Annotated in this window: 22 protein-coding genes; 19 read left to right on the top strand and 3 right to left on the bottom strand. The window is 64.6% G+C overall.

Features of this window, described 5'->3' with window-relative positions:
- Positions 1-210: 210 nt before the first annotated feature.
- Genes aptA through KUL25_RS07260 form a run of 10 tightly spaced genes read left to right on the top strand, consistent with a single transcriptional unit; the run spans position 211 to position 8,885 of the window.
- On the top strand, positions 211-1,542 hold the full coding sequence (gene aptA, locus KUL25_RS07305; RefSeq protein WP_257892341.1) for an omega-aminotransferase AptA: 1,332 nt from the start codon (positions 211-213) through the stop codon (positions 1,540-1,542).
- A complete protein-coding gene (locus KUL25_RS07300) occupies positions 1,543-1,824 on the top strand; it encodes a cupin domain-containing protein (protein WP_257892340.1) in 282 nt (93 codons plus the stop codon). It begins immediately after the preceding gene.
- A 9-nt stretch (positions 1,825-1,833) separates the two neighbouring features.
- Positions 1,834-3,084 (top strand): Zn-dependent hydrolase, encoded by a 1,251-nt coding sequence (locus KUL25_RS07295; protein ID WP_257892339.1) that lies wholly within the window; start codon positions 1,834-1,836, stop codon positions 3,082-3,084.
- On the top strand, positions 3,081-3,335 hold the full coding sequence (locus tag KUL25_RS07290; RefSeq protein ID WP_068353854.1) for a hypothetical protein: 255 nt from the start codon (positions 3,081-3,083) through the stop codon (positions 3,333-3,335). The genes KUL25_RS07295 and KUL25_RS07290 overlap by 4 nt, the downstream gene beginning before the upstream one ends.
- 39 nt (positions 3,336-3,374) lie before the next feature.
- Entirely contained in the window at positions 3,375-4,838 is a 1,464-nt protein-coding gene (gene hydA / locus KUL25_RS07285; RefSeq protein ID WP_257892338.1) for a dihydropyrimidinase, read from the top strand.
- Positions 4,839-4,840: 2 nt separating this feature from the next.
- Positions 4,841-5,239 (top strand): hypothetical protein, encoded by a 399-nt coding sequence (locus tag KUL25_RS07280; RefSeq protein WP_257892337.1) that lies wholly within the window; start codon positions 4,841-4,843, stop codon positions 5,237-5,239.
- Positions 5,236-6,009, top strand: a complete 774-nt coding sequence (locus KUL25_RS07275; RefSeq protein WP_257892336.1) for an ABC transporter ATP-binding protein — start codon at positions 5,236-5,238, stop codon at positions 6,007-6,009. Before KUL25_RS07280 ends, KUL25_RS07275 begins: the two co-directional genes overlap by 4 nt.
- Before the next feature lie 37 nt (positions 6,010-6,046).
- Complete coding sequence (locus KUL25_RS07270) at positions 6,047-6,949, top strand: ABC transporter permease (RefSeq protein ID WP_257894825.1); 903 nt, start codon at positions 6,047-6,049, stop codon at positions 6,947-6,949.
- Positions 6,946-7,863: an ABC transporter permease gene (locus KUL25_RS07265; RefSeq protein WP_257892335.1), complete on the top strand. Its 918-nt coding sequence runs from the start codon at positions 6,946-6,948 to the stop codon at positions 7,861-7,863. Before KUL25_RS07270 ends, KUL25_RS07265 begins: the two co-directional genes overlap by 4 nt.
- A 35-nt stretch (positions 7,864-7,898) precedes the next feature.
- Positions 7,899-8,885, top strand: a complete 987-nt coding sequence (locus tag KUL25_RS07260; RefSeq protein WP_257892334.1) for an ABC transporter substrate-binding protein — start codon at positions 7,899-7,901, stop codon at positions 8,883-8,885.
- Positions 8,886-8,993: 108 nt separating this feature from the next.
- Here the strand turns inward: KUL25_RS07260 and KUL25_RS07255 are convergent, their stop codons facing one another.
- Complete coding sequence (locus KUL25_RS07255; RefSeq protein ID WP_257892333.1) at positions 8,994-9,404, bottom strand: hypothetical protein; 411 nt, start codon at positions 9,402-9,404, stop codon at positions 8,994-8,996.
- Between the two features lie 251 nt (positions 9,405-9,655).
- Between KUL25_RS07255 and KUL25_RS07250 the strand changes: the two genes are divergently transcribed.
- The 9 genes from KUL25_RS07250 (at position 9,656) to KUL25_RS07210 (ending at position 19,620) form a co-directional block, all read left to right on the top strand.
- Entirely contained in the window at positions 9,656-10,960 is a 1,305-nt protein-coding gene (locus tag KUL25_RS07250) for a helix-turn-helix transcriptional regulator (RefSeq protein ID WP_257892332.1), read from the top strand.
- 323 nt (positions 10,961-11,283) lie between these two features.
- Positions 11,284-11,814 (top strand): response regulator transcription factor, encoded by a 531-nt coding sequence (locus tag KUL25_RS07245; RefSeq protein ID WP_345790957.1) that lies wholly within the window; start codon positions 11,284-11,286, stop codon positions 11,812-11,814.
- A 2-nt stretch (positions 11,815-11,816) separates the two neighbouring features.
- On the top strand, positions 11,817-12,137 hold the full coding sequence (locus KUL25_RS07240; RefSeq protein WP_257892331.1) for a hypothetical protein: 321 nt from the start codon (positions 11,817-11,819) through the stop codon (positions 12,135-12,137).
- A gap of 1 nt (position 12,138) precedes the next feature.
- Positions 12,139-14,820: an ATP-binding protein gene (locus tag KUL25_RS07235; RefSeq protein ID WP_257892330.1), complete on the top strand. Its 2,682-nt coding sequence runs from the start codon at positions 12,139-12,141 to the stop codon at positions 14,818-14,820.
- Between the two features lie 66 nt (positions 14,821-14,886).
- Positions 14,887-16,119, top strand: a complete 1,233-nt coding sequence (locus tag KUL25_RS07230; protein ID WP_257892329.1) for a flagellar motor switch protein FliM — start codon at positions 14,887-14,889, stop codon at positions 16,117-16,119.
- Between the two features lie 104 nt (positions 16,120-16,223).
- A complete protein-coding gene (locus KUL25_RS07225) occupies positions 16,224-16,988 on the top strand; it encodes an HpcH/HpaI aldolase family protein (protein ID WP_257892328.1) in 765 nt (254 codons plus the stop codon).
- Positions 16,989-17,221: 233 nt separating this feature from the next.
- Positions 17,222-17,848, top strand: a complete 627-nt coding sequence (locus tag KUL25_RS07220; protein ID WP_257892327.1) for a DUF6778 family protein — start codon at positions 17,222-17,224, stop codon at positions 17,846-17,848.
- 39 nt (positions 17,849-17,887) lie between these two features.
- Complete coding sequence (locus KUL25_RS07215; RefSeq protein ID WP_257892326.1) at positions 17,888-19,084, top strand: RSP_2647 family RNA methyltransferase; 1,197 nt, start codon at positions 17,888-17,890, stop codon at positions 19,082-19,084.
- Positions 19,081-19,620 carry an RSP_2648 family PIN domain-containing protein gene (locus KUL25_RS07210; protein ID WP_257892325.1) on the top strand — a complete coding sequence of 180 codons (540 nt, stop codon included), beginning with the start codon at positions 19,081-19,083 and terminating at the stop codon, positions 19,618-19,620. Before KUL25_RS07215 ends, KUL25_RS07210 begins: the two co-directional genes overlap by 4 nt.
- A 46-nt stretch (positions 19,621-19,666) precedes the next feature.
- Here the strand turns inward: KUL25_RS07210 and KUL25_RS07205 are convergent, their stop codons facing one another.
- Both KUL25_RS07205 and KUL25_RS07200 read right to left on the bottom strand, forming a co-directional pair.
- Complete coding sequence (locus tag KUL25_RS07205; RefSeq protein ID WP_257892324.1) at positions 19,667-20,365, bottom strand: M48 family metallopeptidase; 699 nt, start codon at positions 20,363-20,365, stop codon at positions 19,667-19,669.
- Positions 20,366-20,415: 50 nt separating this feature from the next.
- A complete protein-coding gene (locus KUL25_RS07200; RefSeq protein ID WP_257892323.1) occupies positions 20,416-21,576 on the bottom strand; it encodes a M24 family metallopeptidase in 1,161 nt (386 codons plus the stop codon).
- Positions 21,577-21,703: the final 127 nt, after the last annotated feature.

Raw genomic sequence — 21,703 nt, 5'->3', positions numbered from 1 at the left:
TGCAGCAGCTTGTTTCATCCGGTGCCTAACGTGTTCCATCTGGAACGATAAGCCCCGGTGGTGTCATAGTATCTTGGCGAGCAGGGATCGTTAAGATTGACTGACGCGATTCATTTGCTAGCGTAGCCTTGACCAATTGGTCAAAAGATTTCGCGCGATTTGCGCCACCTGCATATTTTGCCGCCCAAGGGGCGGCGGGGGGAAACAGCCATGGCACTCGACCGCTCCAACCCGGTCCCCAATGACCTGAGCGCATTCTGGATGCCGTTCACCGCGAACCGGCAGTTCAAGAAGCAGCCCCGCATGTTCGTGGGCGCCGACAAGATGCATTACACCACCGCCGATGGGCGGCAGGTGCTGGACGGGACCGCCGGCTTGTGGTGCTGCAACGCGGGCCACAACCAGCCGCGCATCGTGGAGGCGATCCAGAAGCAGGCGGCCGAGATGGACTATGCGCCTGCCTTCCAGATGGGCCACCCCAAGGCGTTTGAGCTGGCCAACCGCCTGCGCGACATGGCGCCGAAACCGTTCGAGCATGTGTTCTACACCAACTCTGGCTCCGAAAGCGTTGAGACGGCCCTAAAAATTGCCATCGCGTACCAGCGTGCGATTGGCCAAGGCAGCCGCACGCGCCTGATCGGGCGTGAGCGCGGGTATCACGGGGTAAACTTTGGCGGGATCTCCGTCGGCGGAATCGTGAACAATCGCAAGGTTTTCGGGTCATTGTTGACGGGTGTGGATCATTTGCCTCACACCCATCTGCCCGATCAGAACCGCTTCGTGAAGGGCCAGCCCGAGCATGGCGCCCATCTGGCCGAGGAGTTGGAGCGCATCGTTGCCCTGCACGGGGCCGAGACGATTGCCGCCTGCATCATCGAGCCGATGGCCGGGTCCACCGGCGTGCTGATGCCGCCCAAGGGGTATCTTGAGAAGCTGCGCGAGATCTGTACACGGCACGGAATACTCCTGATATTTGATGAGGTAATCACTGGGTTCGGGCGGCTTGGATCGTCCTTCGCGGCAGAACACTACAACGTCATGCCTGATCTGATCACGACCGCCAAAGGCCTTACAAACGGCGTGATCCCGATGGGCGCCGTACTGGCCACGAAGGAGATCCACGATGCCTTCATGCAAGGCCCCGAGCATCTGATCGAGCTGTTCCACGGCTACACCTATTCGGGCAATCCGATCGCTTCCGCCGCGGGCCTCGCCACGCTGGAGACCTACAAACAGGACGGTCTGTTCGAGCGCGCGGCCGAACTTGCGCCCTACTGGGCCGACGGCGTGCATTCCTTGCGCGATTGCCCCCATGTGATCGACATCCGCAGCGAAGGCCTGATTGGCGCGGTGGAGTTGGAACCCATCGCGGGCGAGCCCACCAGACGCGCCTTCCAGGCCTTCCTCGATTGCTACGACAAGGGTGTGTTGATCCGCACCACGGGCGATATCATCGCCATGTCCCCGCCGCTAATCATCTCGAACGGTGAGATAGATCAACTGTTTGGCACGTTGCGTGACGTGTTGCAGGGCTTGAAGTGAATGGCTGAGGCGCGGGCGGAAACCCTGATCGACGACGCCCGCGTGCGAGTCACGCGGTTTGACTTCGCGCCGGGCGACCAGACCGGCTGGCACACTCACGGAATGGATTACGTCATCACAACGATGACCGATTGCCGGATGCGCTTGGAAGAGCCGGACGGTGAGACACGCGAAGTCTTCATCGCCGCCGGCACCGTATATCGCCGCGACAAGGGCGTGGAACACAATGTCATCAACGGCGGCGACGCCCAGATGACGTTCATCGAGACCGAACTTAAGTAAGGAAGCCCCATGCCAGCCCCCGCAGAAAACATGAAGATCGACGGCGCCCGCCTGTGGGACAGCTTGATGGAGATGGCCAAGATCGGCCCCGGCATCGCGGGCGGCAACAACCGCCAGACGCTGACCGATGAGGACAGCGAGGGGCGGCACCTGTTCGCGGATTGGTGCAAGGCGGCGGGCTGCACCATGGGCGTCGATACCATGGGCAACATGTTCGCCCGGCGCGAGGGCACGGACCCCGACGCGCTGCCGGTTTACGTGGGCAGCCACCTCGATACGCAGCCCACGGGGGGCAAGTATGATGGGGTGCTTGGTGTGCTTGGGGGCCTGGAGATTATCCGCACGCTGAATGACTTGGGGCTCAAGACAAAGCATCCGATCGTGGTGACCAATTGGACGAATGAGGAAGGGACGCGCTACGCGCCCGCCATGCTCGCATCTGGGGTCTTTGCGGGCAAACACACGCAAGACTGGGCTTACGCGCGCGTCGATGCCGACGGCAAGACGTTCGGCGATGAGTTGAAGCGCATCGGTTGGGTGGGGGATGAGAAGGTCGGCGACCGCAAGATGCATGCCTTCTTCGAGTTGCACATCGAACAGGGCCCGATCCTCGAGGCGGAAGGCAAAGACGTGGGCGTCGTGACCCACGGGCAGGGCCTGCGCTGGATCGAGTGCACGGTGAACGGCAAGGAGAGCCATACCGGCTCGACGCCCATGCACATGCGCAAGAACGCGGGCCGGGGTCTCGCGCTGATCACCGAACTTGTCCACGAGATCGCGATGAAGAACCAGCCCAATGCCGTGGGCGCGATCGGACACATTGACGTGTACCCCAACTCTCGTAACATCATTCTGGGCAAGGTCGTCTTCACCGTCGATATGCGCACGCATATTCTCGACAAGCTGGAGGCCATGGTGGCCGAGCTGATGGAGCGTGCGCCAAAGCTTTGCGAGGACATTGGCGTCAGCTTCGAGGCCGAGATCGTCGGTCAGTTCAACCCGCCCGCCTTCGATGCCAAATGTGTCACGGCGATCCGGCAAGCTGCGGAAAGACTTGGGCTTTCTCACATGGATATCGTATCCGGGGCAGGGCACGATGCGTGCTGGATCAATGATGTGGCCCCGACGGCGATGGTGATGTGTCCCTGTGTGGACGGTTTGAGCCATAACGAGGCCGAGGAAATCAGCCCGGAATGGGCGGCGGCCGGGGCGAATGTGTTGTTCCATGCGGTCGTGGAAACGGCGGAGATTGTAACATGAATTCAAAGTATTGGCTGGCGGCCGGCGCGATTTTGGCGCTGTCGGGATGTGTCACGCCCACGCCTGAGGGCGAGACGGAAGTGCTGCCCGAAGAGGTTCTGGGCCTTGTCGCACCGGGGCAAGACACCTCGACCGTGCGCCTGCAGGACGACGGCTGCTACTGGTACTTGCACAACAACGTGGTCGAAAGCGTCTACATACCGCTACTCACCCGCGACCAGCGGATGATCTGCGTGGTGGCCCAAAGCTAGGGGCATCAAACTTCACCTTAATCCACCTTGGGGGGTTCCATGAGCAAAGTGATCAAAGGCGGCACGATCGTGACCGCGGACCGTCAATGGCAGGCGGATGTTCTGATCGAGGGCGAGAAAATCGCCGAGATTGGAGAGAACTTGCGCGGCGATGAGGTCATCGACGCCGAGGGCGCCTATGTGATCCCCGGCGGGATCGACCCCCACACGCACCTGGAAATGCCCTTCATGGGAACCACGGCGGCCGAGACGTTCGAGACCGGCACCTTTGCGGCGGCGGCGGGTGGCACCACGATGCTGGTGGATTTCTGCCTGCCCGGAGAGGATGGCTCCCTTCTGAATGCGATTGATGCCTGGGACAAGAAATCCAAGGATCAGATCTGCGTTGATATCTCTTATCACATGGCAATAACCGGTTGGAATGAAGATATCTTTAACGAGATGGACGCCGTCGTGAACCAGCGCGGCATCAACACCTTCAAGCACTTCATGGCCTATAAGGGCGCGCTGATGATTGAGGACGACGAGATGTTTGCGTCGTTCAAGCGCTGCGCGGAACTGGGGGCATTGCCGCTGGTCCATGCCGAAAACGGCGATATCGTCCAGGAATTGCAGCAGAAATACATGGCGATGGGCGTGACGGGGCCGGAAGGCCACGCCTATTCCCGCCCGCCCGAAGTGGAGGGCGAAGCCGCCAACCGTGCCATAATGATCGCCGATGCTGCCGGCACGCCGTTGTATATCGTGCACGTCTCCTGCGAGCAGGCCCACGAGGCCATCCGCCGCGCCCGCCAAAAAGGGATGCGGGTCTTTGGTGAGCCGTTGATCCAACACCTGACGCTGGATGAGAGCGAGTATTTCAACAAGGATTGGCAATACGCCGCGCGTCGCGTGATGTCGCCGCCGTTCCGGTCCAAGGACCATCAGGACGGCCTTTGGGCAGGCCTCGCCGCCGGCTCGCTTCAGGTCGTGGCCACGGACCATGCCGCCTTCACCGATGAGCAAAAGCGCATGGGCGTGGACAACTTCGGCATGATCCCCAACGGCACCGGCGGGCTGGAGGAGCGGATGGCGATGCTTTGGACGCAAGGCGTGGAAACGGGCCGTCTGACGCCCGAAGAGTTCGTTGCGGTGACGTCCTCGAACATCGCCAAGATCCTGAATATCTATCCGATGAAGGGTGGGATTAACGTGGGCGGCGACGCCGATGTGGTGGTATGGGACCCGAAACTGGGCCGCACGATCACGACCGCCACGGCGAAATCCATCCTTGATTACAACGTGTTCGAGGGGATGGAGGTGAGCGCCTCGCCCCGCTACACGCTGTCGCGTGGAGAGGTGGTTTGGGCGGCGGGTCAGAACTCGCAACCGATGCCGGGCCGTGGGCGCTTCGTGAAGCGTCCCCCGGCGGCGAGTGCTTCCAAGGCGCTGAGCAAGTGGAAGGCTCTGAACACGCCGCGCAAGATCGAGCGCGATCCGATGAACATTCCGGCGGGGATTTGAGATTGCGCGATGTTCTAGAACCGACGGCGTACGACAAAGCTAAGATTTGGTCCGACTATTTAGGCTTTCATCTAAGGGCCCTAATATTTCTTACACTAGCAATTGGTTGCGGAAGAGTCGGGCTCGGAGCAATCAGCCTCGAGATCGAGGGGAGCGGGGCAAAATACTTTATTATTGGTACAGCGCTTGCTGCCTGCGTCGCCTTTTTTTCGTTCGCAGCGGTGATGTTGGTTCACATCTCATCTGTTAATATCGAATATCTGTTCGAACGGTTTTTTGATCACGCGACGAACCGACGATCCGGGTTTCTTTTCGTTGCGATGATTATTCTCGAGTTCGGGATGCTTGCCTCAATTGCCGTTTCACTTCTTTCGATTGCGTCATACGAGGGTGGGTTATGATAGTCATCCAAGCCCAATCCCTCGACCTCACGTTCCAAACGAACGACGGCCCCGTTCAGGCGCTGTCGGACGTCTCGCTCGATATAAACAAGGGGGATTTCGTCTCCTTCATCGGCCCGTCTGGCTGCGGAAAGACCACCTTCCTGCGCGTCATCGCCGCCCTCGAACAGCCCACCGGCGGCGAAGTCACCGTAAACGGCATGACACCCGACGAGGCCCGCAAAGCGCGGGCTTATGGGTATGTGTTTCAGGCCGCGGGCCTCTACCCGTGGCGGACGATTGAGAAGAACATCAAGCTGCCGTTGGAGATCATGGGGTTCTCGCGCGAGGAGCAGGAAGATCGCGCGAACAACGTCCTGCAACTCGTTGATCTGGAAGGCTTTGGCAAGAAATTCCCGTGGCAGCTCTCAGGCGGCATGCAGCAGCGCGCCTCCATCGCCCGCGCCCTTGCGTTTGACGCCGATATCCTGCTGATGGATGAGCCGTTCGGAGCGCTGGACGAAATCGTGCGCGACCGTCTGAACGAGGAACTCCTGAAGCTTTGGGCCGCGACCAACAAGACCATCGGCTTCGTTACCCACTCCATCCCCGAGGCTGTCTACCTCTCCACCAAGATCGTCGTCATGTCGCCGCGACCGGGGCGGATCACCGATGTGATCGAAAGCGATCTGCCGCGCGAGCGCCCCTTGGATATCCGCGACACGCCGGAGTTTCTGGCGCTGGCCCACCGGGTGCGCGAAGGCCTGCGCGAGGGGCATGCCTATGACTGACGCCGTGGCCGTGGCACCTTGCGGGTTCTGCTTGGCGATGCGGCGGATCACCGGCGCGATCCTGCCGGTGCTGGTCGTGGTCGGCGTGATCGTGGCGATCTGGTACGCGGCCGCCTACAATATGAACCGCGCTTGGACTCTGGATCAGGCCGAACGGCGGGCGCTGGAGATCACAGCGTCCGATGTGTTCACCGACACCATGTGGCAGGAGCGTCCGCGCCTGCCTGCCCCCCACCAGGTGGCGATCGAATTGTGGAACACCACCGCCGGAGAGCCGATGTTGCGTGAGAGGCGCGGAGAGTTGCGGCCCAATCCCCGTAGCCTGTGGTTCCACGCCTTCCAGACCCTCGCGCCGACGCTTCTGGGCTTCGTGATCGGCACACTTGCGGGGATGCTTCTGGCGGTGTCCATCGTCCACAACCGCGCCATGGACATGAGCGTGATGCCTTGGGCGATTGCCTCGCAGACCATTCCGATCCTGGCGATCGCGCCGATTGTCATCGTGGTGCTGAACGCCGTCGGGCTGGTGGGGCTGGTGCCCAAATCCTTGATTTCGGCCTACCTGTCGTTCTTTCCTGTGGTGGTGGGCATGGTGAAGGGGCTGCGCAGTCCCGGCGCGATGGACCTTGATCTGTTACGCACCTATTCGGCCTCGCGGGCCGAGACGTTCTGGAAACTGCGGCTGCCCGCGTCCGTGCCGTTCCTATTCGCCTCGCTGAAGGTGGGTATCGCGGCAGCGCTTGTCGGCACCATCGTGGCGGAACTCCCCACCGGCGCACGCTTCGGCCTTGGCGCACGGCTGCTGACGGGCAGCTACTATGGACAGACTATCCAGATCTGGAGCGCGCTGTTCATGGCGGCGATCTGCGCGGCGGTTCTTGTGATGATCCTGGGCGCGATAGAGCGCGCGACGTTGAAACGGATGGGGTTGGACCGATGAGCGCTTTGACCCTCCGTCCGAACTGGGCCTGGCCCGGTGTTCTGATCTGTGTGGTCGCAGTGGTCTGGGCGCTGGATTGGCGGTTGGCGATCATCGCGGCCGTTTGGCTGATCGCCTGGGGGATTAACGCGATCCTGGCGCGCAACGGCACCCCCGGCGCGCGCATTCTGGTGCCGCTGATCTTCGGGTTAACGCTGTTAACCCTTTGGGAGATGGCCGTGCGCCTCTACGAGGTGAGCCCGGTGATCCTGCCCGCACCGACAGCCATCGCGGTGGCGTTCGCGACCAATACGGCGACGCTGTGGGCGGATTTCGTCCAGACCATCCTGCGCGGGGCCCTGCCGGGCTATGCATTGGGATGCGGGGCGGCGGTGCTGACGGCGCTGGCCATCGACCGGTCGCGGTTCCTGCAAAAGGGCCTGCTGCCCGTGGGCAACTTCATCGCGGCGCTGCCGATTGTGGGCACAGCGCCGATCCTGGTGATGTGGTACGGATTCGGGCCGTCGTCGAAGATCGCGGTGGTCGTGGCGATGGTTTTCTTCCCGATGCTGGTGAATGCCGTTCAGGGCCTGAAGGAAAGCAGCGCGATGCAGCGCGACCTGATGCACACCTATGCGGCCAACTACTGGCAGACGCTGTTCAAACTGCGCCTGCCCACGGCGCTGCCGTTTTTGTTCAACGGTTTGAAAATCTGCTCAACCCTTGCGCTTATCGGGGCGATTGTGGCTGAATTTTTTGGCTCACCCACCGTGGGTATGGGCTTTCGGATCAAGATCGAGGTCGGACGGCTGGCCATGGATATGGTCTGGGCCGAGATTACGGTCGCGGCGCTGGCGGGCTCGGGCCTGTATGGCTTGATGGCCTTGGCCGAGCGGTGGCTGACATTCTGGCACCCGTCACAAAGACGGGGCTAAGCGATAATACTAAGACCAACCTGGAGGGAAAAACGATGAAACATCTGACACTTGGCGCAGCCGCGCTCTTGGCCACCGGCGGCATGGCCGTGGCGCAGGACGAGGTGAACCTGCAATTGCAGTGGGTCACCCAAAGCCAGTTCGCGGGCTATTACGCGGCGCTGGAGAACGGCTATTACGACGAGGAAAACCTTGCCGTGAACATCATCCCCGGCGGTCCCGACATCGCGCCGCCGCAGGTGCTGGCCGGTGGCGGCGCGGATGTGATGCTGAACTGGATGCCAAGCGCGCTGGCCGCGCGGGAGAACGGGTTGCCCGTGGTCAACATCGCGCAGCCCTTTGTCCGCTCGGGCTTGATGCTGACCTGTTGGGCCGACAGCGGCATCACCGAGCCGGCCGATCTGGCCGGCCACACGGTGGCGCATTGGTTCTTCGGCAACGAATACCCGTTCCTGTCGTGGATGTCCCAGTTGGGCATTGGCGTGGAAGGGGGGGACGATGGCGTGACCCTGTTGCAGGCGGGCTTCAACGTCGATCCGCTGTTGCAGCGTCAGGCCGATTGCATGTCCACGATGACCTATAACGAATACTGGCAGGTCATCGATGCAGGCGTCACGCCCGAAGAACTGGTGACGTTCCGCTACGAGGATTTCGGCGTGTCGACGCTGGAAGACGGCATCTGGGCGCTTGAAGAGAACCTGGACGACCCAGAGTTCGTGGACCGCATGGCCCGTTTTGTGCGAGCGTCGATGCGCGGATGGGCCTGGGCGGCCGAGAACCCCGATGAGGCGGCGATGATCGTGCTCGATTATGATGAGACCGGCGCCCAGACCGAAGAGCATCAGCTGCGCATGATGGGTGAGGTCGCGCTGCTTGTTGCGGGTGGTGATGGCCGCCTGGACGAAGCGGCCTATCAGCGGACCGTCGACACCTTGTTGGCAGGCGGCTCGGACCCGGTGATCTCGGCCGCGCCGGAAGGGGCGTTCACCCACGTCATCACGGACGCCGCCCTGGCCGAGTAGGTCTGGCCAACACCACAAGCGATTGGCCCCGTGCGCATTGGCGTGCGGGGCTTTTTTCATGTCAGTGCCTGCGTCCGCGTCCAGGCCGCATGAGCGTGGGTGTGGGCGTCAGCGCCGGATATCGACCGTGGGATTGCTTGGCCCGGCCTCGATGTCGCGCAGGTTGGTGGCCAGGGTATCTCTCTGGCCCTCTACAGTTGCCGCTCTAGGGGAGGCGTCCTGGGTCACTTGTGGTCGGGCAGCGCCCGTGTCTGCGTCCGTGTCTGTGTCCGCGCCTGTGTCTGTGGGCGCTTCAAACTCTGCCGCGCTCGCGATCATGGCAAGAACCGTGGATTCGCGCGGCGGCTCTGGCGGGACGGGCACGTGGTCATTGTCCCCGACCTCGAACGTATCGAGCGGCTGAAAGCCATCTTGCCCTGACATGCGGGCCGTGTCGGCCCGGGCGGCAGCGAGAACCGGGCGCGCGGTCTCGGCCCGCGTACTGAGGGCACCGGGTGCCGGGTTTTGTTGTGCAGCCATGGCGGCTGGTGCTGGTTCCGCCCTTGGCGGAAGACTTGAGAATTCCATGTTGCTCCTCCTAAACAAAAACGTTCAGAGACCCCCAAGCGTGATTTTGATCCAAGCAGGTTCACGAAAGGTTAATTGAAAAAGCGCAGTGCAAGGAATTTGAAGCAAATCTGCGCCGCGCCACGCCCGCCGCTCCGGCGCGGTTGTCAGACATGTGATGCTCATGTAAATCTTGTGAAAAACCTGTAAAGATCGGACCAGATTTGGCCAAGGCCCCGCCAGAGCATTTGACCGGAAGCCGGATCAGGGAGCGCCGTCTTGCCCTTGGCCTGAAGCAGGGCGCCCTGGCGGAGGCGGTGGGCGTCTCGCCGTCGTACCTCAACCTGATCGAGCACAATCACCGAAGGATCGGGGGCAAGCTGCTGCTGGAGCTGGCCCGGGTGCTGAAGGTCGATGCCTCGGCGCTGACGGATGGCGTGGATGCGGGGATCAGTGAATTGCTCGACGCGGCGGCGCGCGCCCTGGGCGATGTTCCGGCAGAGACGGCGCGGATCGACGAGTTGGTGGCGCGCTTCCCTGGCTGGACGGCCCTGATCGCGGCACAAGAGGCACGGGCACGGGCGTTGGAGGGGCAGATCGATGCCCTTCGCGACCGGTTGGCCCATGACCCGGCGCTGGCGGAGGCGATGCACGAGGTGCTGTCATCCGTCGCGGCGATCCGCACCACGGCGGATATCCTGGTGCGAGAGAAGGATCTGGACCCGGCATGGCGGGGGCGGTTCCATCGCAACCTGCACGAGGATGCGGAGCGGCTGTCAGGGCGCGCTACGGGCCTGTTGGCGCAGTTCGAGGCGCCTGGGGCGGGGGCAGATGTCTCGGCCCCGGAAGAGACGGTGGAGGCCATGTTCGAGGCCGCGGGCCATTACTTCTCCGAGATCGAAACGGCAGGAGACGCGGTAGACGCGGCGATAGAGGCGGTGCTGGCCCGCAGCGCGGGGATGGAGGACGCGCCCGCGCGGGCACGCGCAGAAACCCAGTTACGCGCCTATGCCGAGGACGCACGGCGCCTGCCGATGGTGGATTTCGCGCCACTGGCGCGGGCGGCGGGCCATGACCCGGCGCGGGTGCTGGCGGCGGCAGGGGGCGCGGCAGGGGGCGACGTGGCGCTGGTCCTGCGGCGCATGGCGAGCCTGCCCGCGGAGGATGGCGTGCCGCCCCGCGGCCTTGCGATCTGCGATGCTTCGGGCGCGTTGCTGCATCGCCGACGCTTGCAGGGCTTCGCGATGCCTCGGGTGGCGGCGGGGTGTCCGCTATGGCCGCTATACCGGGTGTTGGGCCGGATCGGACAGGCGGACATGGCGGTGATCGAGACCCCGCAAGGCGCGCGGTTCAAGGCCTGGGCCGTGGCGCAACCAGTGGGCGAGCCACAGGCCTTCGGTCAGGTGCCAAGGGTGGTGGCCACCATGCTGGTAATGCCGGCGGGACCTGAGACGGACGCCTCGGAAGTGATCGCCAGTGGCCCCGGTTGCGGCATCTGCCCACGGGAGGGATGCCTCGCCCGCAGGTAGGGCCTGCCGGGACCAAACTTCGCCCAAGGGGCAAAGAGAGCTTTTGGCGGGGGGCGATGCGGCCGCTGGCCCGGGCCCCTTGAGAGGGGCCAGGCCCCGGTGCCCGCATCGGCGGGGGCGCCTGAGTGACACTGGCGTGCTCGCCGGGAAGACCGGAAATACCGGCGGCACGACGGGCTGGCAAGCGCCGGGACTGGGGCAAGCAGTGCAAGATCTCAAGGAGGCCATTGCGCGCAAGGGCCCGTCCATGCACACTTATCTCGACCGGACCCGGACTGTCTTGGGACGGAATGGGTCGGGCTGCCTTGGGAGGAGGGCAGGGAATGACGGTACAAAAGCAAAGTCGCGAGAGCCAAGTGGCTCAGACAGGCGGGGTACAGGGCGCGGGCCCGGCCCAAGGCACAGACCCGGACGGGGCGCGGACACCGGCGTCGACGTCGGGACCTATCGGGCGAATTCTGATCGTCGAGGACGAGAGCAACATCCTGGAGGCGTTGAGTTTCATCCTTGGGCGCGCGGGATGGGACGTGCGCGGCCACGGCAAGGGAGAGGACGCCCTGCAAGAGATCGCCCGCCTGTCGCCCGATATACTGGTGCTGGACGTGATGTTGCCCGGACGCTCGGGCTTCGACATCCTTGCAGACCTGCGCGCGCGGCCTGAAACCCAGGCGCTTCCGGTTCTGATGCTGACCGCCAAGGGCCAGGCCAAGGATCGCGAGCAGGCGATGGCGCTGGGGGCCAATGGGTTCCTGACCAAGCCGTTCTCCAACACCGAACTGCTGGAGGTCATCGCCGCGATGGGCGGGCAGTCTTCGGCCGCATCCCCGGACAACGGTCCCGACGGGGCGGGCTGACCATGGCCCGCCGCCTGTTTCTGGAACGCCGCACCTATCGGCAAAACCGCCTGCAAGACGCGGCGCGGCTGCTGCCGTTCCTGGCCGCGATCCTGATCTTCGGCCCGATCTTCATCCTCGATGACAGCGCGGGCGCGCCGACCCTGGCCACGACGCTGGTCTATTTCTTCGCGGTCTGGTTCGCGATGATCGTGCTGACCGCCCTGGTCAACCGGGCGCTGATCCGCTCGACGCCTGCCGAAACAGCGGACGGGGGCGCGAGACCCCCGTCGGCAACCACAACCGCAAAGCCAACGCCTGCGACGGATCCGGAGGCCCCTTGAGATGTTGAGCCTCGACGGTCTTATCGCGGTCTGTGTGCTTTATGTGCTGGGGCTTTTCGCGATTGCCTTCTGGGCGGAGAAAAGCGCGCAACAGGGGCGGGCGACCTGGCTGAACTCTCCGATCACCTACACCCTGAGCCTGTCGATCTACGCGACCGCCTGGACGTTCTACGGCGCGGTGGGATCGGCGGCGCGCTCGGGCCTGGAGTTCCTGACGATCTACCTTGGGCCGACGCTGGTCTTCGTGGGCTGGTTCTGGGTCCTGCGCAAGGTCGTGCGGATCGGGCGCGCCCAACGGGTGACGTCGATTGCGGACATGATTTCATCGCGCTACGGCAAATCGGGGGGGCTGGCGGCGCTGGTCACGGTCCTCGCGGTGGTCGGCACCACGCCCTATATCGCGCTGCAATTGCAATCGGTGACGCTGTCGTTCTCGGTCTTCGCGCAGCCCGGCGCATTCGGGTCGGCGGGCAGCGGTGCGACGGCGGCCTGGCTGGCGGCGGGGCTGGCGCTGTTCACCATCATCTTCGGCACGCGGTCCCTGGACCTGAACGAGCGCCACCCCGGCCTTGTCAGCGCGATCGCGTTCGAGGCCATCGTCAAGCTGGCCGCGATCCTTGCCGTGGGCAGCTTCGTGGTCTGGGGTGTGGCCGATGGCCCCGCCGACATGCTGGCGCGCATCGAGGCCAGCGCCATCGCGCGAGAGCCGATTAACGGGGCCCGCTGGCTGGGTCTGACAGTGCTGGCGGGCGCGGCGATCCTGTGCTTGCCGCGGATGTTCCAGGTGCTTGTGGTCGAGAATTCGGACGAGCGGCACCTGGCTGTCGCCGGTTGGGCGTTTCCGCTTTACCTGATGCTGATCTCGCTTTTTGTGGTGCCGATCGCCGTGGCGGGGATGAGCCTGCCGGGCACGGGCGATAACCCGGACCTTTATGTTCTGACCGTTCCGCTATCCCTCAATCAGGACGCGCTGGCGCTGCTGGTGTTTCTGGGGGGCTTCTCGGCGGCGACCTCGATGGTGATCGTGGCGGCCCTGGCGCTATCGACAATGGTGTCGAACCACATCGTCGTGCCCCTGTGGTTGCAGTTGAACCAAAGCGGCAAGGTCATGGGCGGCGATATGCGCCGCGTGGCGCTGATGGCCCGGCGCGTCTCGATCGCGGGGGTCCTGCTTCTGGGCCTGCTCTACTACCGCCAATCGGGGGGCACGGCGGCGCTGGCCTCTATCGGGTTGATCTCGTTTCTTGGCGTGGCGCAGGTCTTGCCGGCTCTGATGGGGGGCATCCTGTGGCGCGGGGCGACGCGCGTCGGGGCCGCCCTTGGGATCGGCGCGGGCTTCGCGATCTGGGGCTGGTTGTTGCTTCTCCCCAACGTGGCCGAGACCGGCGGGCTGATCGCGCCGATGCTGTTGGAAGGGCCCTTCGGTATCGCGTGGCTGTCGCCTGCCACGCCACTGGGATTGCAGGCGACGGACTCTTTGCTGACCGCGATGGTGCTGTCGTTGGGGGTGAACACGGCGCTGTTCATCCTTGGGTCCCTGTTCAGCTTCCCCTCGCCGTTGGAGCGCTTGCAGGGGGCGCAATTCGTCAACGTCTTCGATCACTCGCGCGCCTTGAGGGGCTGGCGCGGCGCAGTCGGCACCGCCGATGACCTGTTGATCATGGCTCAAAGGATCATGGGCTCTGCCCGCGCCGGGCGCCTGTTCGCGGACGTGGCCGAGGGGCAGGGCCGCGACGGGGACCTGCCGGAGCCGACGCCGGAATTCCTGGAACGCCTTGAGCGCGAGTTGGCGGGATCCGTGGGCGCGGCGACAGCTCACGCGATGGTGGCACAGATCACCGGGGCAGCGGCTGTGTCGGTGCGCGACCTTCTGGCGGTGGCCGATGAGACGGCGCAGATCATGGAGTATTCCAGCCAGTTGGAGGCCAAATCCGAAGAACTCGCCCAAACCGCCCGCCGCCTGCGCGAGGCCAACGCGAAACTGACCGAACTGTCGGTGCAAAAAGACGCGTTTCTGTCGCAGATCAGCCACGAATTACGCACGCCGATGACCTCCATTCGCGCGTTCTCGGAAATCCTGATGCAGGCCGAGCTTGTAGATGACGCCGCCCAGGCACGGTTCAGCCGGATCATCCACGACGAAAGCCTGCGCCTGACGCGGCTGCTTGACGACCTGCTGGACCTGAGCGTGCTGGAGAACGGGCGTGTGACGCTGAACATGGACACGGCCGTGCTTGCCGACGTGATGGACCGTGCGATCTCGGCTGCCGGGGCGGAGGGCGACACGCGCCTGATTATCAAACGCGACCGCGCCGCCGAAAAGGTGGATCTGTGGACCGATGCCGACCGCCTGAGCCAGGTGTTCATCAACCTGATCTCCAACGCCCAGAAATACTGTGACGCAGAGGCGCCGGAACTGACCATTTCCGTGGTGCGTTCGGGCCAGGGCCTTGCGGTGGAGTTTGTTGACAACGGGTCGGGCATTCCGGCCCGGCAAGAGGCGCTGATCTTCGAGAAATTCGCCCGCCTCGACACGGCGCGGGGGGCGCCGGGGGCGGGTCTGGGCCTTGCGATCAGCCGTGAGGTCATGACGCGCCTCGATGGGAAGTTGAGCTTCCTGCCGGGCCCCGGCGGCGCGCGGTTCCGGGTGACCTTGCCGATGGCTGCGCTTCAAGCGGCGTAAGGGGTTTGTTAACGGGTTTTGTGCGAGGACTAAGGCCATGTGACTTGCCAAAAGGCCCCGCCCTCGATGTCTGACCCCGACACGCGTCCTGTTCTTGCCCGCATTGTTGCGGCCCATCTTGGTGTCGGCACCGATGGGGCGAAGCTTGAGCCGGGCTTACAGACCGGGTTCACCCGCGCGATCCGGCGCGCGGCGATGCCGTTCGCGACCTTGTCGCCGCAAGTGGCCGAGGTCACCGTCATGGGCGAGGCGCGCCTGAAAGACGCGCTGGACGCACTGCCCGAGCATGGGTTGACCGCCGCGATGGAGGATGAGGATGGGCGGCGCGGGTTGATCGCCCTCGACCACCCGCTTGTCGACGCCCTGATCGAGGTGCAGGCCACGGGCCACGTTGAAGACAGCGACCAGCCACCGCGAAAAGTCACCCGCATCGATGAAGCCCTTTGCCGGGATTTCATCGATCTGATTCTGGGGTCCTTCGCGCAGGAAACCGCGGACCTGGAGGGGCGTGATTGGCCGGACCGGATGCGCTACGGCAGCAATATCGCCGATCGCGTGCAGCTGAACCTTCTGATGCCGGACCGGGGCTACCGTTTGCTGCGGACGTCCGTGACCTTGGGCGGGCGCAAGACCGGTGCGGTTGTCCTGCTGCTGCCTTGCGATCCCGCGTTGGGCCGCCGCTGGGCCCTTGCGGCCCCGCGCGCCGAAGCGCCGGTGGATTGGAGTGCGCAAATGCTTTCGGCGCTGGGGGCTGCGCCAATGACGCTCGACGCGGTTCTGATGCGCGTAACGCTGCCGTTGGGCGAGGTGGAGGCTTTGGGCGAGGGGGATATGTTGCCCTTCGATCACAGCGATCTTAGCACGGTCACGCTAGAGGATGAAACGGCCCACGTCTTCGCGCGGGGCGCGTTGGGGCAACTGTCGGGCAAAAGGGCGGTGCGTCTTGGTGGGGACGAGGCGGCCCCGGTTGCGGTCCCGGATGCGGCGTCGGCCCCGACGGCAACTGCGATGACCCCGGTGTCGCAATTGGCCCCGATGGAGATGGGCGGGCAAGGGATCGCCGCGCCGCCCCCCATTGTGCCGGGCCCCAATGTACCGGGCCTTGATATGGCTGGCCCTGATATGGCTGGTTTAGGCGGACTGCCCCCAGGGCCCGCCATGGGCGGCAATGCACCTGCCCCGATGGACGGGTTCGATCCCAACGCGCCCATGGGCGGCTTCGACCCGAATGCAGCGATGGGGGACGCGGCCCCCGCAGCCGCCAAGGGGGATTTTGATCCCAACGCCGCCATCGGCTGACCGCTGCGACGCCGCCGTTTCGCGTCAGCGATATTGCATTCCGGCCCTCTGCCCGCCAAAACGCTGGACAACCGGCGCGCGCGCCGCCCCATCGGAGCCGAGCCATGTCCATCGCCAATTTCCGCACCACCGTCGCCACGAACCGTCCCCTTGCGGGCACGTTCATGAAAACCCCCTCAGTCGATATTCTTGAGGTTCTGATCCTCTCGGGCCTCGATTTCGTCTGTATCGATTGCGAACATGCCCCCTTCGATCGTCAGACCCTGAACGCCTGCCTCGCGCTTGCCCGCGCGGCGGATTTCCCGGTGCTGATCCGCGTGCCCTCGGGCACGCCTGAAAACATCGGCGCAGCGCTTGATCTTGGGGCCGTTGGCATCGTCGTGCCCCATGTGACGGACGCCGAGACCGCCGCCAAGGTGGCCAAGGCGGCGCGCTACGGCCACGGCGGGCGCGGCTACGCGGGCTCGACCCGTTGGGCACGCTATGCCACCCGCACCATGCCCGACCTCCTGGCCCAAAGCCGCGACGAGACCATCGTCATCGCCCAGATCGAGGACCCCGAAGCGGTGGAGGCCGCCGAGGTCATCGCCGCGACCCCCGGCATCGACGCTCTGTTTCTGGGCCCCGCCGACCTGACAGTCGCCTATGGACAGACCGACCAGGATTGCCCCGAAATGCACGTCGCCATGGCCCGCGTGGGAGAGGCTGCGGCCAGCCATGGCAAGGCCTACATGACCTTCGTGGCCAATGCCGACCGGGCGAAAGTCCTGCGTAAATATGGGTTCGGGGCTGTTTTCATCGCCTCCGAACACGCCTGGATCCTTGCCGGCGCGCGGGCCCAGATCGCAGGCATCCGCGAGATCGACTGACGTCCCGGAACAGCCCTCCCGCCTGATTTCCGTCGCAATTGCCTCAAATCCGCCCCATCTCGGGCGGGTTTTTTCCCGTGTATCACCTTGGAATAGGCACACCTGCTGCCAGATGTCGCCGCGCTTGTGGGCGATAAATCCCGTGTCGCGCCACAAAACGAGCGCGATGCGTAATGAGAACAGACAGTTTGGCAAGCCGGGACATGCAGCGTCCCACATGCAGGAGAAGTCCCATGATGACGTCCCGTTTCATCCCCGCCCTTATCCTTGGCGCCGCCCTTGCGGTGTCGGGCTGCGTCGGCACGACGGACGTGTCGCGCGACATCGGTGCAGATGTCCTTCCCGTCGCCGCCCCCACCGAATTCCTCGACTGGGATGTTGTGGGCGTCGAAGTCGACGTGCCGCGCACGCTGACCTCGTCGGAAGCCAACACCATCAAGCCGCGCGCAGACATCGTCTGGCGCGAAGATCCCTTGGGCGACCGCCACGCGCAAGTCGACGAACTGATGACCGCCGCCCTGGCGCCCGCGTTCGAGGCCGTCAACGGCACGATCCCCGTGATGATCTACATCGAGGTCACGCGCTTCCACGCCCAGACCCAGCGCGTGCGCTACTCCAACATCCCCAGTGAGCAGGAGATCGAGTTCAATCTGACCGCAACCCATGCCGAGACGGGCGAACTGTTGTCCGGCCCCACCCACGTGGACCTGACGTTCATGGCCCTGGGCGGCGATGACGCCATCGCGGCCGATTCCGCCGGCATTACCCAACGGGCGCGCATCACCGAACGCCTCGTGCGCTGGGTCAATCAGGAATTCGTCGGCCCCGCCGCGGATACCTTGCTGGTCGCCTCGAACTGAGGCTTTCCGACCCAAGGATAACCCGATAGAGGGGGCGCTATGACAGCGCCCTCTTTTCCCGTTCTCCGCCTGAAACCCAAGGCCGACGCCCGCCGCATCCGCCATGGCCACCCCTGGGCATGGTCCGATGACCTGGTCCTCGACCGCCGCTCGAAAGCCGTGACTGCCGGGGCTTTGGCCCTGCTGGAGGATGCCGAGCGGCAGCCCATCGGCATCGGCATCGCCACCGTCAACGCCCGCATCGGCCTGCGGGTACTGGACCGCGCGCCCGACGCAGTCATCGACAGGGATTGGCTGCGCGCCAAGATCTCGGCGGCTCACGCCCTGCGTGCAGCCCTTTACGACAAGCCCTTCTATCGCCTGATCCATGCGGAAGGTGACGGACTGCCGGGCCTGATCGTGGACCGCTTCGGTGACACGCTGGTGATGCAACCCAACGCGATCTGGTTGGAAGAGCGGCTGGACGACCTGTCCGCGCTACTGCTGGAGATCACCGGCGCCACGACCCTGATCAAGAACGGCACTTCGCGCGCCCGTGCGTTGGAGGAACTGCCCGAGGAGATGCTGACCCTTGCGGGTACAGCGCCCGACGGCCCGCTCGAAGTGCCGATGACCGGCGCGATTTACATGGCGGATGTCCTGGGCGGCCAGAAAACCGGCCTCTTCTACGACCAACGGCCCAATCACGCGCTGATCGCAAGCCTTTCTGGCGGGGCACGGGTGTTGGATGTCTTTACCCACGTGGGCGGCTTTGCGCTGGCGGCGCTGGCGGCGGGTGCGACAAGCGCACTGGCCGTCGATGCCTCGGAACCCGCGCTGGCGCTGGCGGGGCAGGGCGCACAGGCCATGGGCTGCGCGGACCGCTTCACGACGCGTCAGGGCGATGCCTTCGCGGTGATGGAGGCGCTGGCCGCCGAGGGCGCGACCTTCGACGTCGTGATCGCCGATCCCCCGGCCTTCGCACCGTCCAAACAGGCCCTCGACAAGGGCCTTCGCGCCTATGAGCGGGTGGCGCGGCTGGCCGCGTCGCTGGTGGCCGAGGGCGGCACGCTGATGCTGTGCTCGTGCTCTCACGCCGCCGATCTGACGAAGTTCCGCGCGTCCTGCCTGCGCGGCATCGGGCGCGCAGGGCGCGAACCGCGGCTGATCTACACCGGGTTTGCGGGCCCCGATCACCCGGTCCATCCCAGCCTCAGCGATACGGGCTATCTCAAGGCCCTCGCGTTCCGGCTATGATTGCAGTTCTGGACGCCTGCGTCCTCTACCCCACGGTGCTGCGCCAGATTCTGTTGGGCTGTGCCGAGCGGGGTCTGTTCACCCCCGTTTGGTCCGAGCGGCTGCTGGAGGAATGGACCCGCGCCGCCGCGCGCAACGGGGGCGTGCAAGATCAACAGATCGCGCGGGCAGAAGTGGTCTTTGCAACGCTCCGCTTTCCGGACGCGCTGGTGCCGCCGGGCAATGAGGCGCCCCTGTGGCTGCCAGATCCCGCCGATGTCCACGTGCTGGCCACCGCCATCGAAAGCGGCGCGGGCACGATCATCACCCAAAACCTAAAGGATTTCCCAGCGCGTGAGCTGTCTGGTCATGGCGTCAAGGCCATCGCGCCCGATCCACTTCTGATGGACCTTTGGCTGCAAGCGCCCGATCCCGTGACGCAGGCCGTCACCAATACCCATGCCGAGGCCGAGCGTCTATCGGGTCAAACCCTCCCCCTGCGCGCCCTTCTCAAGCGCGCCCGCCTGCCGCGACTGGGAAAAGCCCTCTCCGCCTGAGCCCCCCTTCATCTTGCCAAATACAACTCAATCCGGACCGTGCCGCCTACTCCGACGGCAGTTCGGCGCGCCACCGCGCTTCCATCGCCTCGATCGCGGCGATCCGGTCGGCGGTCTTCGGGTGGCTCATCAACCACGCGGGCGCGCCGCCGCCCTTGAGGCCCGCCAGATGCTCCAACTTGGTGAACATCGACTTCTGTGGCCCCGCCCCAAGACCGGCCGACACCATGAGAGAGGTCGCATAGGCATCGGCCTCATATTCATCCTGACGGCTGAGCCGCGCTGCCAGAAGCGAGGCGACCGCGTTGCCAATCATTGGACCGATGCCGGGAATGAAGCGGCCCAAGACGCCCGCCAGAACCGCGCGCACGGCGTTCTGGCCCGAGAAATCCACCATCCGCCGACGCGTGTGCCCCAGCGCCACATGGCCCAATTCATGGGCAATCACGCTGGCCAGCTCTTCGGCCGTCACTTCGCCCGCAAGGTAGCGGTTGTAGAACCCCCGCGTCAGGAAAATCCGTCCGTCCGGCGAGGCGAGGCCGTTCACCGCGTCGATTTCGTAGACATTCACGCGGATCTTCTCGACATCAAGGATCTTGGCGAATTTCTCGGTAATCTCACGCAGCCGCGCATCCGCCAACTCGGTGGAGCGCGCATCAAGATCGCGGTTCGTGCGCCACGCTGAAAACAGGTAGGTCACAAGGCCGTAGCCAATGGCCAACAGGATGGGGGTAAGCTTCAACATGCCATGGATATGGGGCGAGGGGGCAGGTGAGGCAATGGCAAACCGATGCGTTAAACCTGCAACAGCCCGGTGTCGTGGCACGACAGCCGCTCGACCCCGTCCGCGCCCACCAGCACCGTATGCCCCAGCGTCATCGCAAGGCCCGCGTCGCTGTCCATCACGATCATATGCAGGAAAAACGCCTGCCCCTCGTGCATGAGCGTCGGGTTGCCGGCATAGAACATCGGGAATTCCACCCAGATCGGATTGTAGGCGATCCCCATGCCATAGCCGCAGGCTTGCAGGCGCGCATGGGACAGCCCGCGCGCGTCGAAGACGGCGGCATGGGCGTCGTAGACTTCCGCCATCGGGCGGCCCGGGCGGATCGCGGCTTCGCAAGCCTCCAGCGCTTCTTGGCAGGCGGCGTGCATGGCGCGCTGTTGGTCGGACACCGCGCCCACGACGATCGTGCGCATGGCCGCCGCGTGGTAGCGCGCGGCGCTGCCGGACCATTCCAATGTCAACTGATCGGTCGTCTCCAGATGCCTGCGCCCGGCGAAGGATCGACACAGCAGCGCGTTGGACCCGGATCCGATGACCGTCTCGTTGCCCGCAGGCTCTCCGCCCATCGACAGGATCGCCGATTGCATGGCGGCGTGGATATCGCCCTCGAAGACGCCGGGGCCTGCGGTGGCGAGCGCGGCATCAAGGGCCGCATCGGTCATCTGTGCCGCGCGGCGGATCTGCACGACTTCTGCGGGAGATTTCAGCCAGCGCAGGCCTGCAATCAGGTCCGAGGCCTCGATCAGACCGGGCAGGGCACGGTCCACCCGTTGCCCGTTCCAATGGCTAAGCCCCGCCGTACGCGTCTCGACCCCGATGCGTTTGCCCGCAAGACCCATTTCCTCGATCAGCCTAGCCAAATCCGCCGCCGGATCCGCACCCGCATACTCGGGCCAGACGTGGATGCAATCATGGGGAATGACCGACGTGTTCTGGGCCTGACGCAGGTCCGGCAGGCGGGTCAGCAAGTCCACCCGGCCATCGGCGTCCAGCACCATCGCCTGGAACATCGCGAAACCGAAAGTGTCGTATCCGGTCAGCCAATAGTGGCTTTCAGGCGCGAACAGCACGATCGCGTCAAGGTCCGCGGCGGCCATGGCGTTGGTGGCCCGCTGGGTGCGGGCGGTATACTCCGCGAGGTCAAACATCGGGGGGGAGGCGGCGAACATGGGCAAGGCTCCTGAGGAGTGGTCCCCATCATCTTGCGCGGCAATTCTGCCGCCTGCCAGCCCAATCGATGCGCGATACGGCCCCGCCGCTGGTGGCAATTCTCAGAGTGTCTTGGCCGCCCCGGGG

Source organism: Gymnodinialimonas phycosphaerae (assembly GCF_019195455.1).
Lineage (GTDB): Bacteria > Pseudomonadota > Alphaproteobacteria > Rhodobacterales > Rhodobacteraceae > Gymnodinialimonas > Gymnodinialimonas phycosphaerae.
Note: the sequence above shows the minus strand (reverse complement) of the source record. Positions and strands in the feature narration are given on the sequence as shown.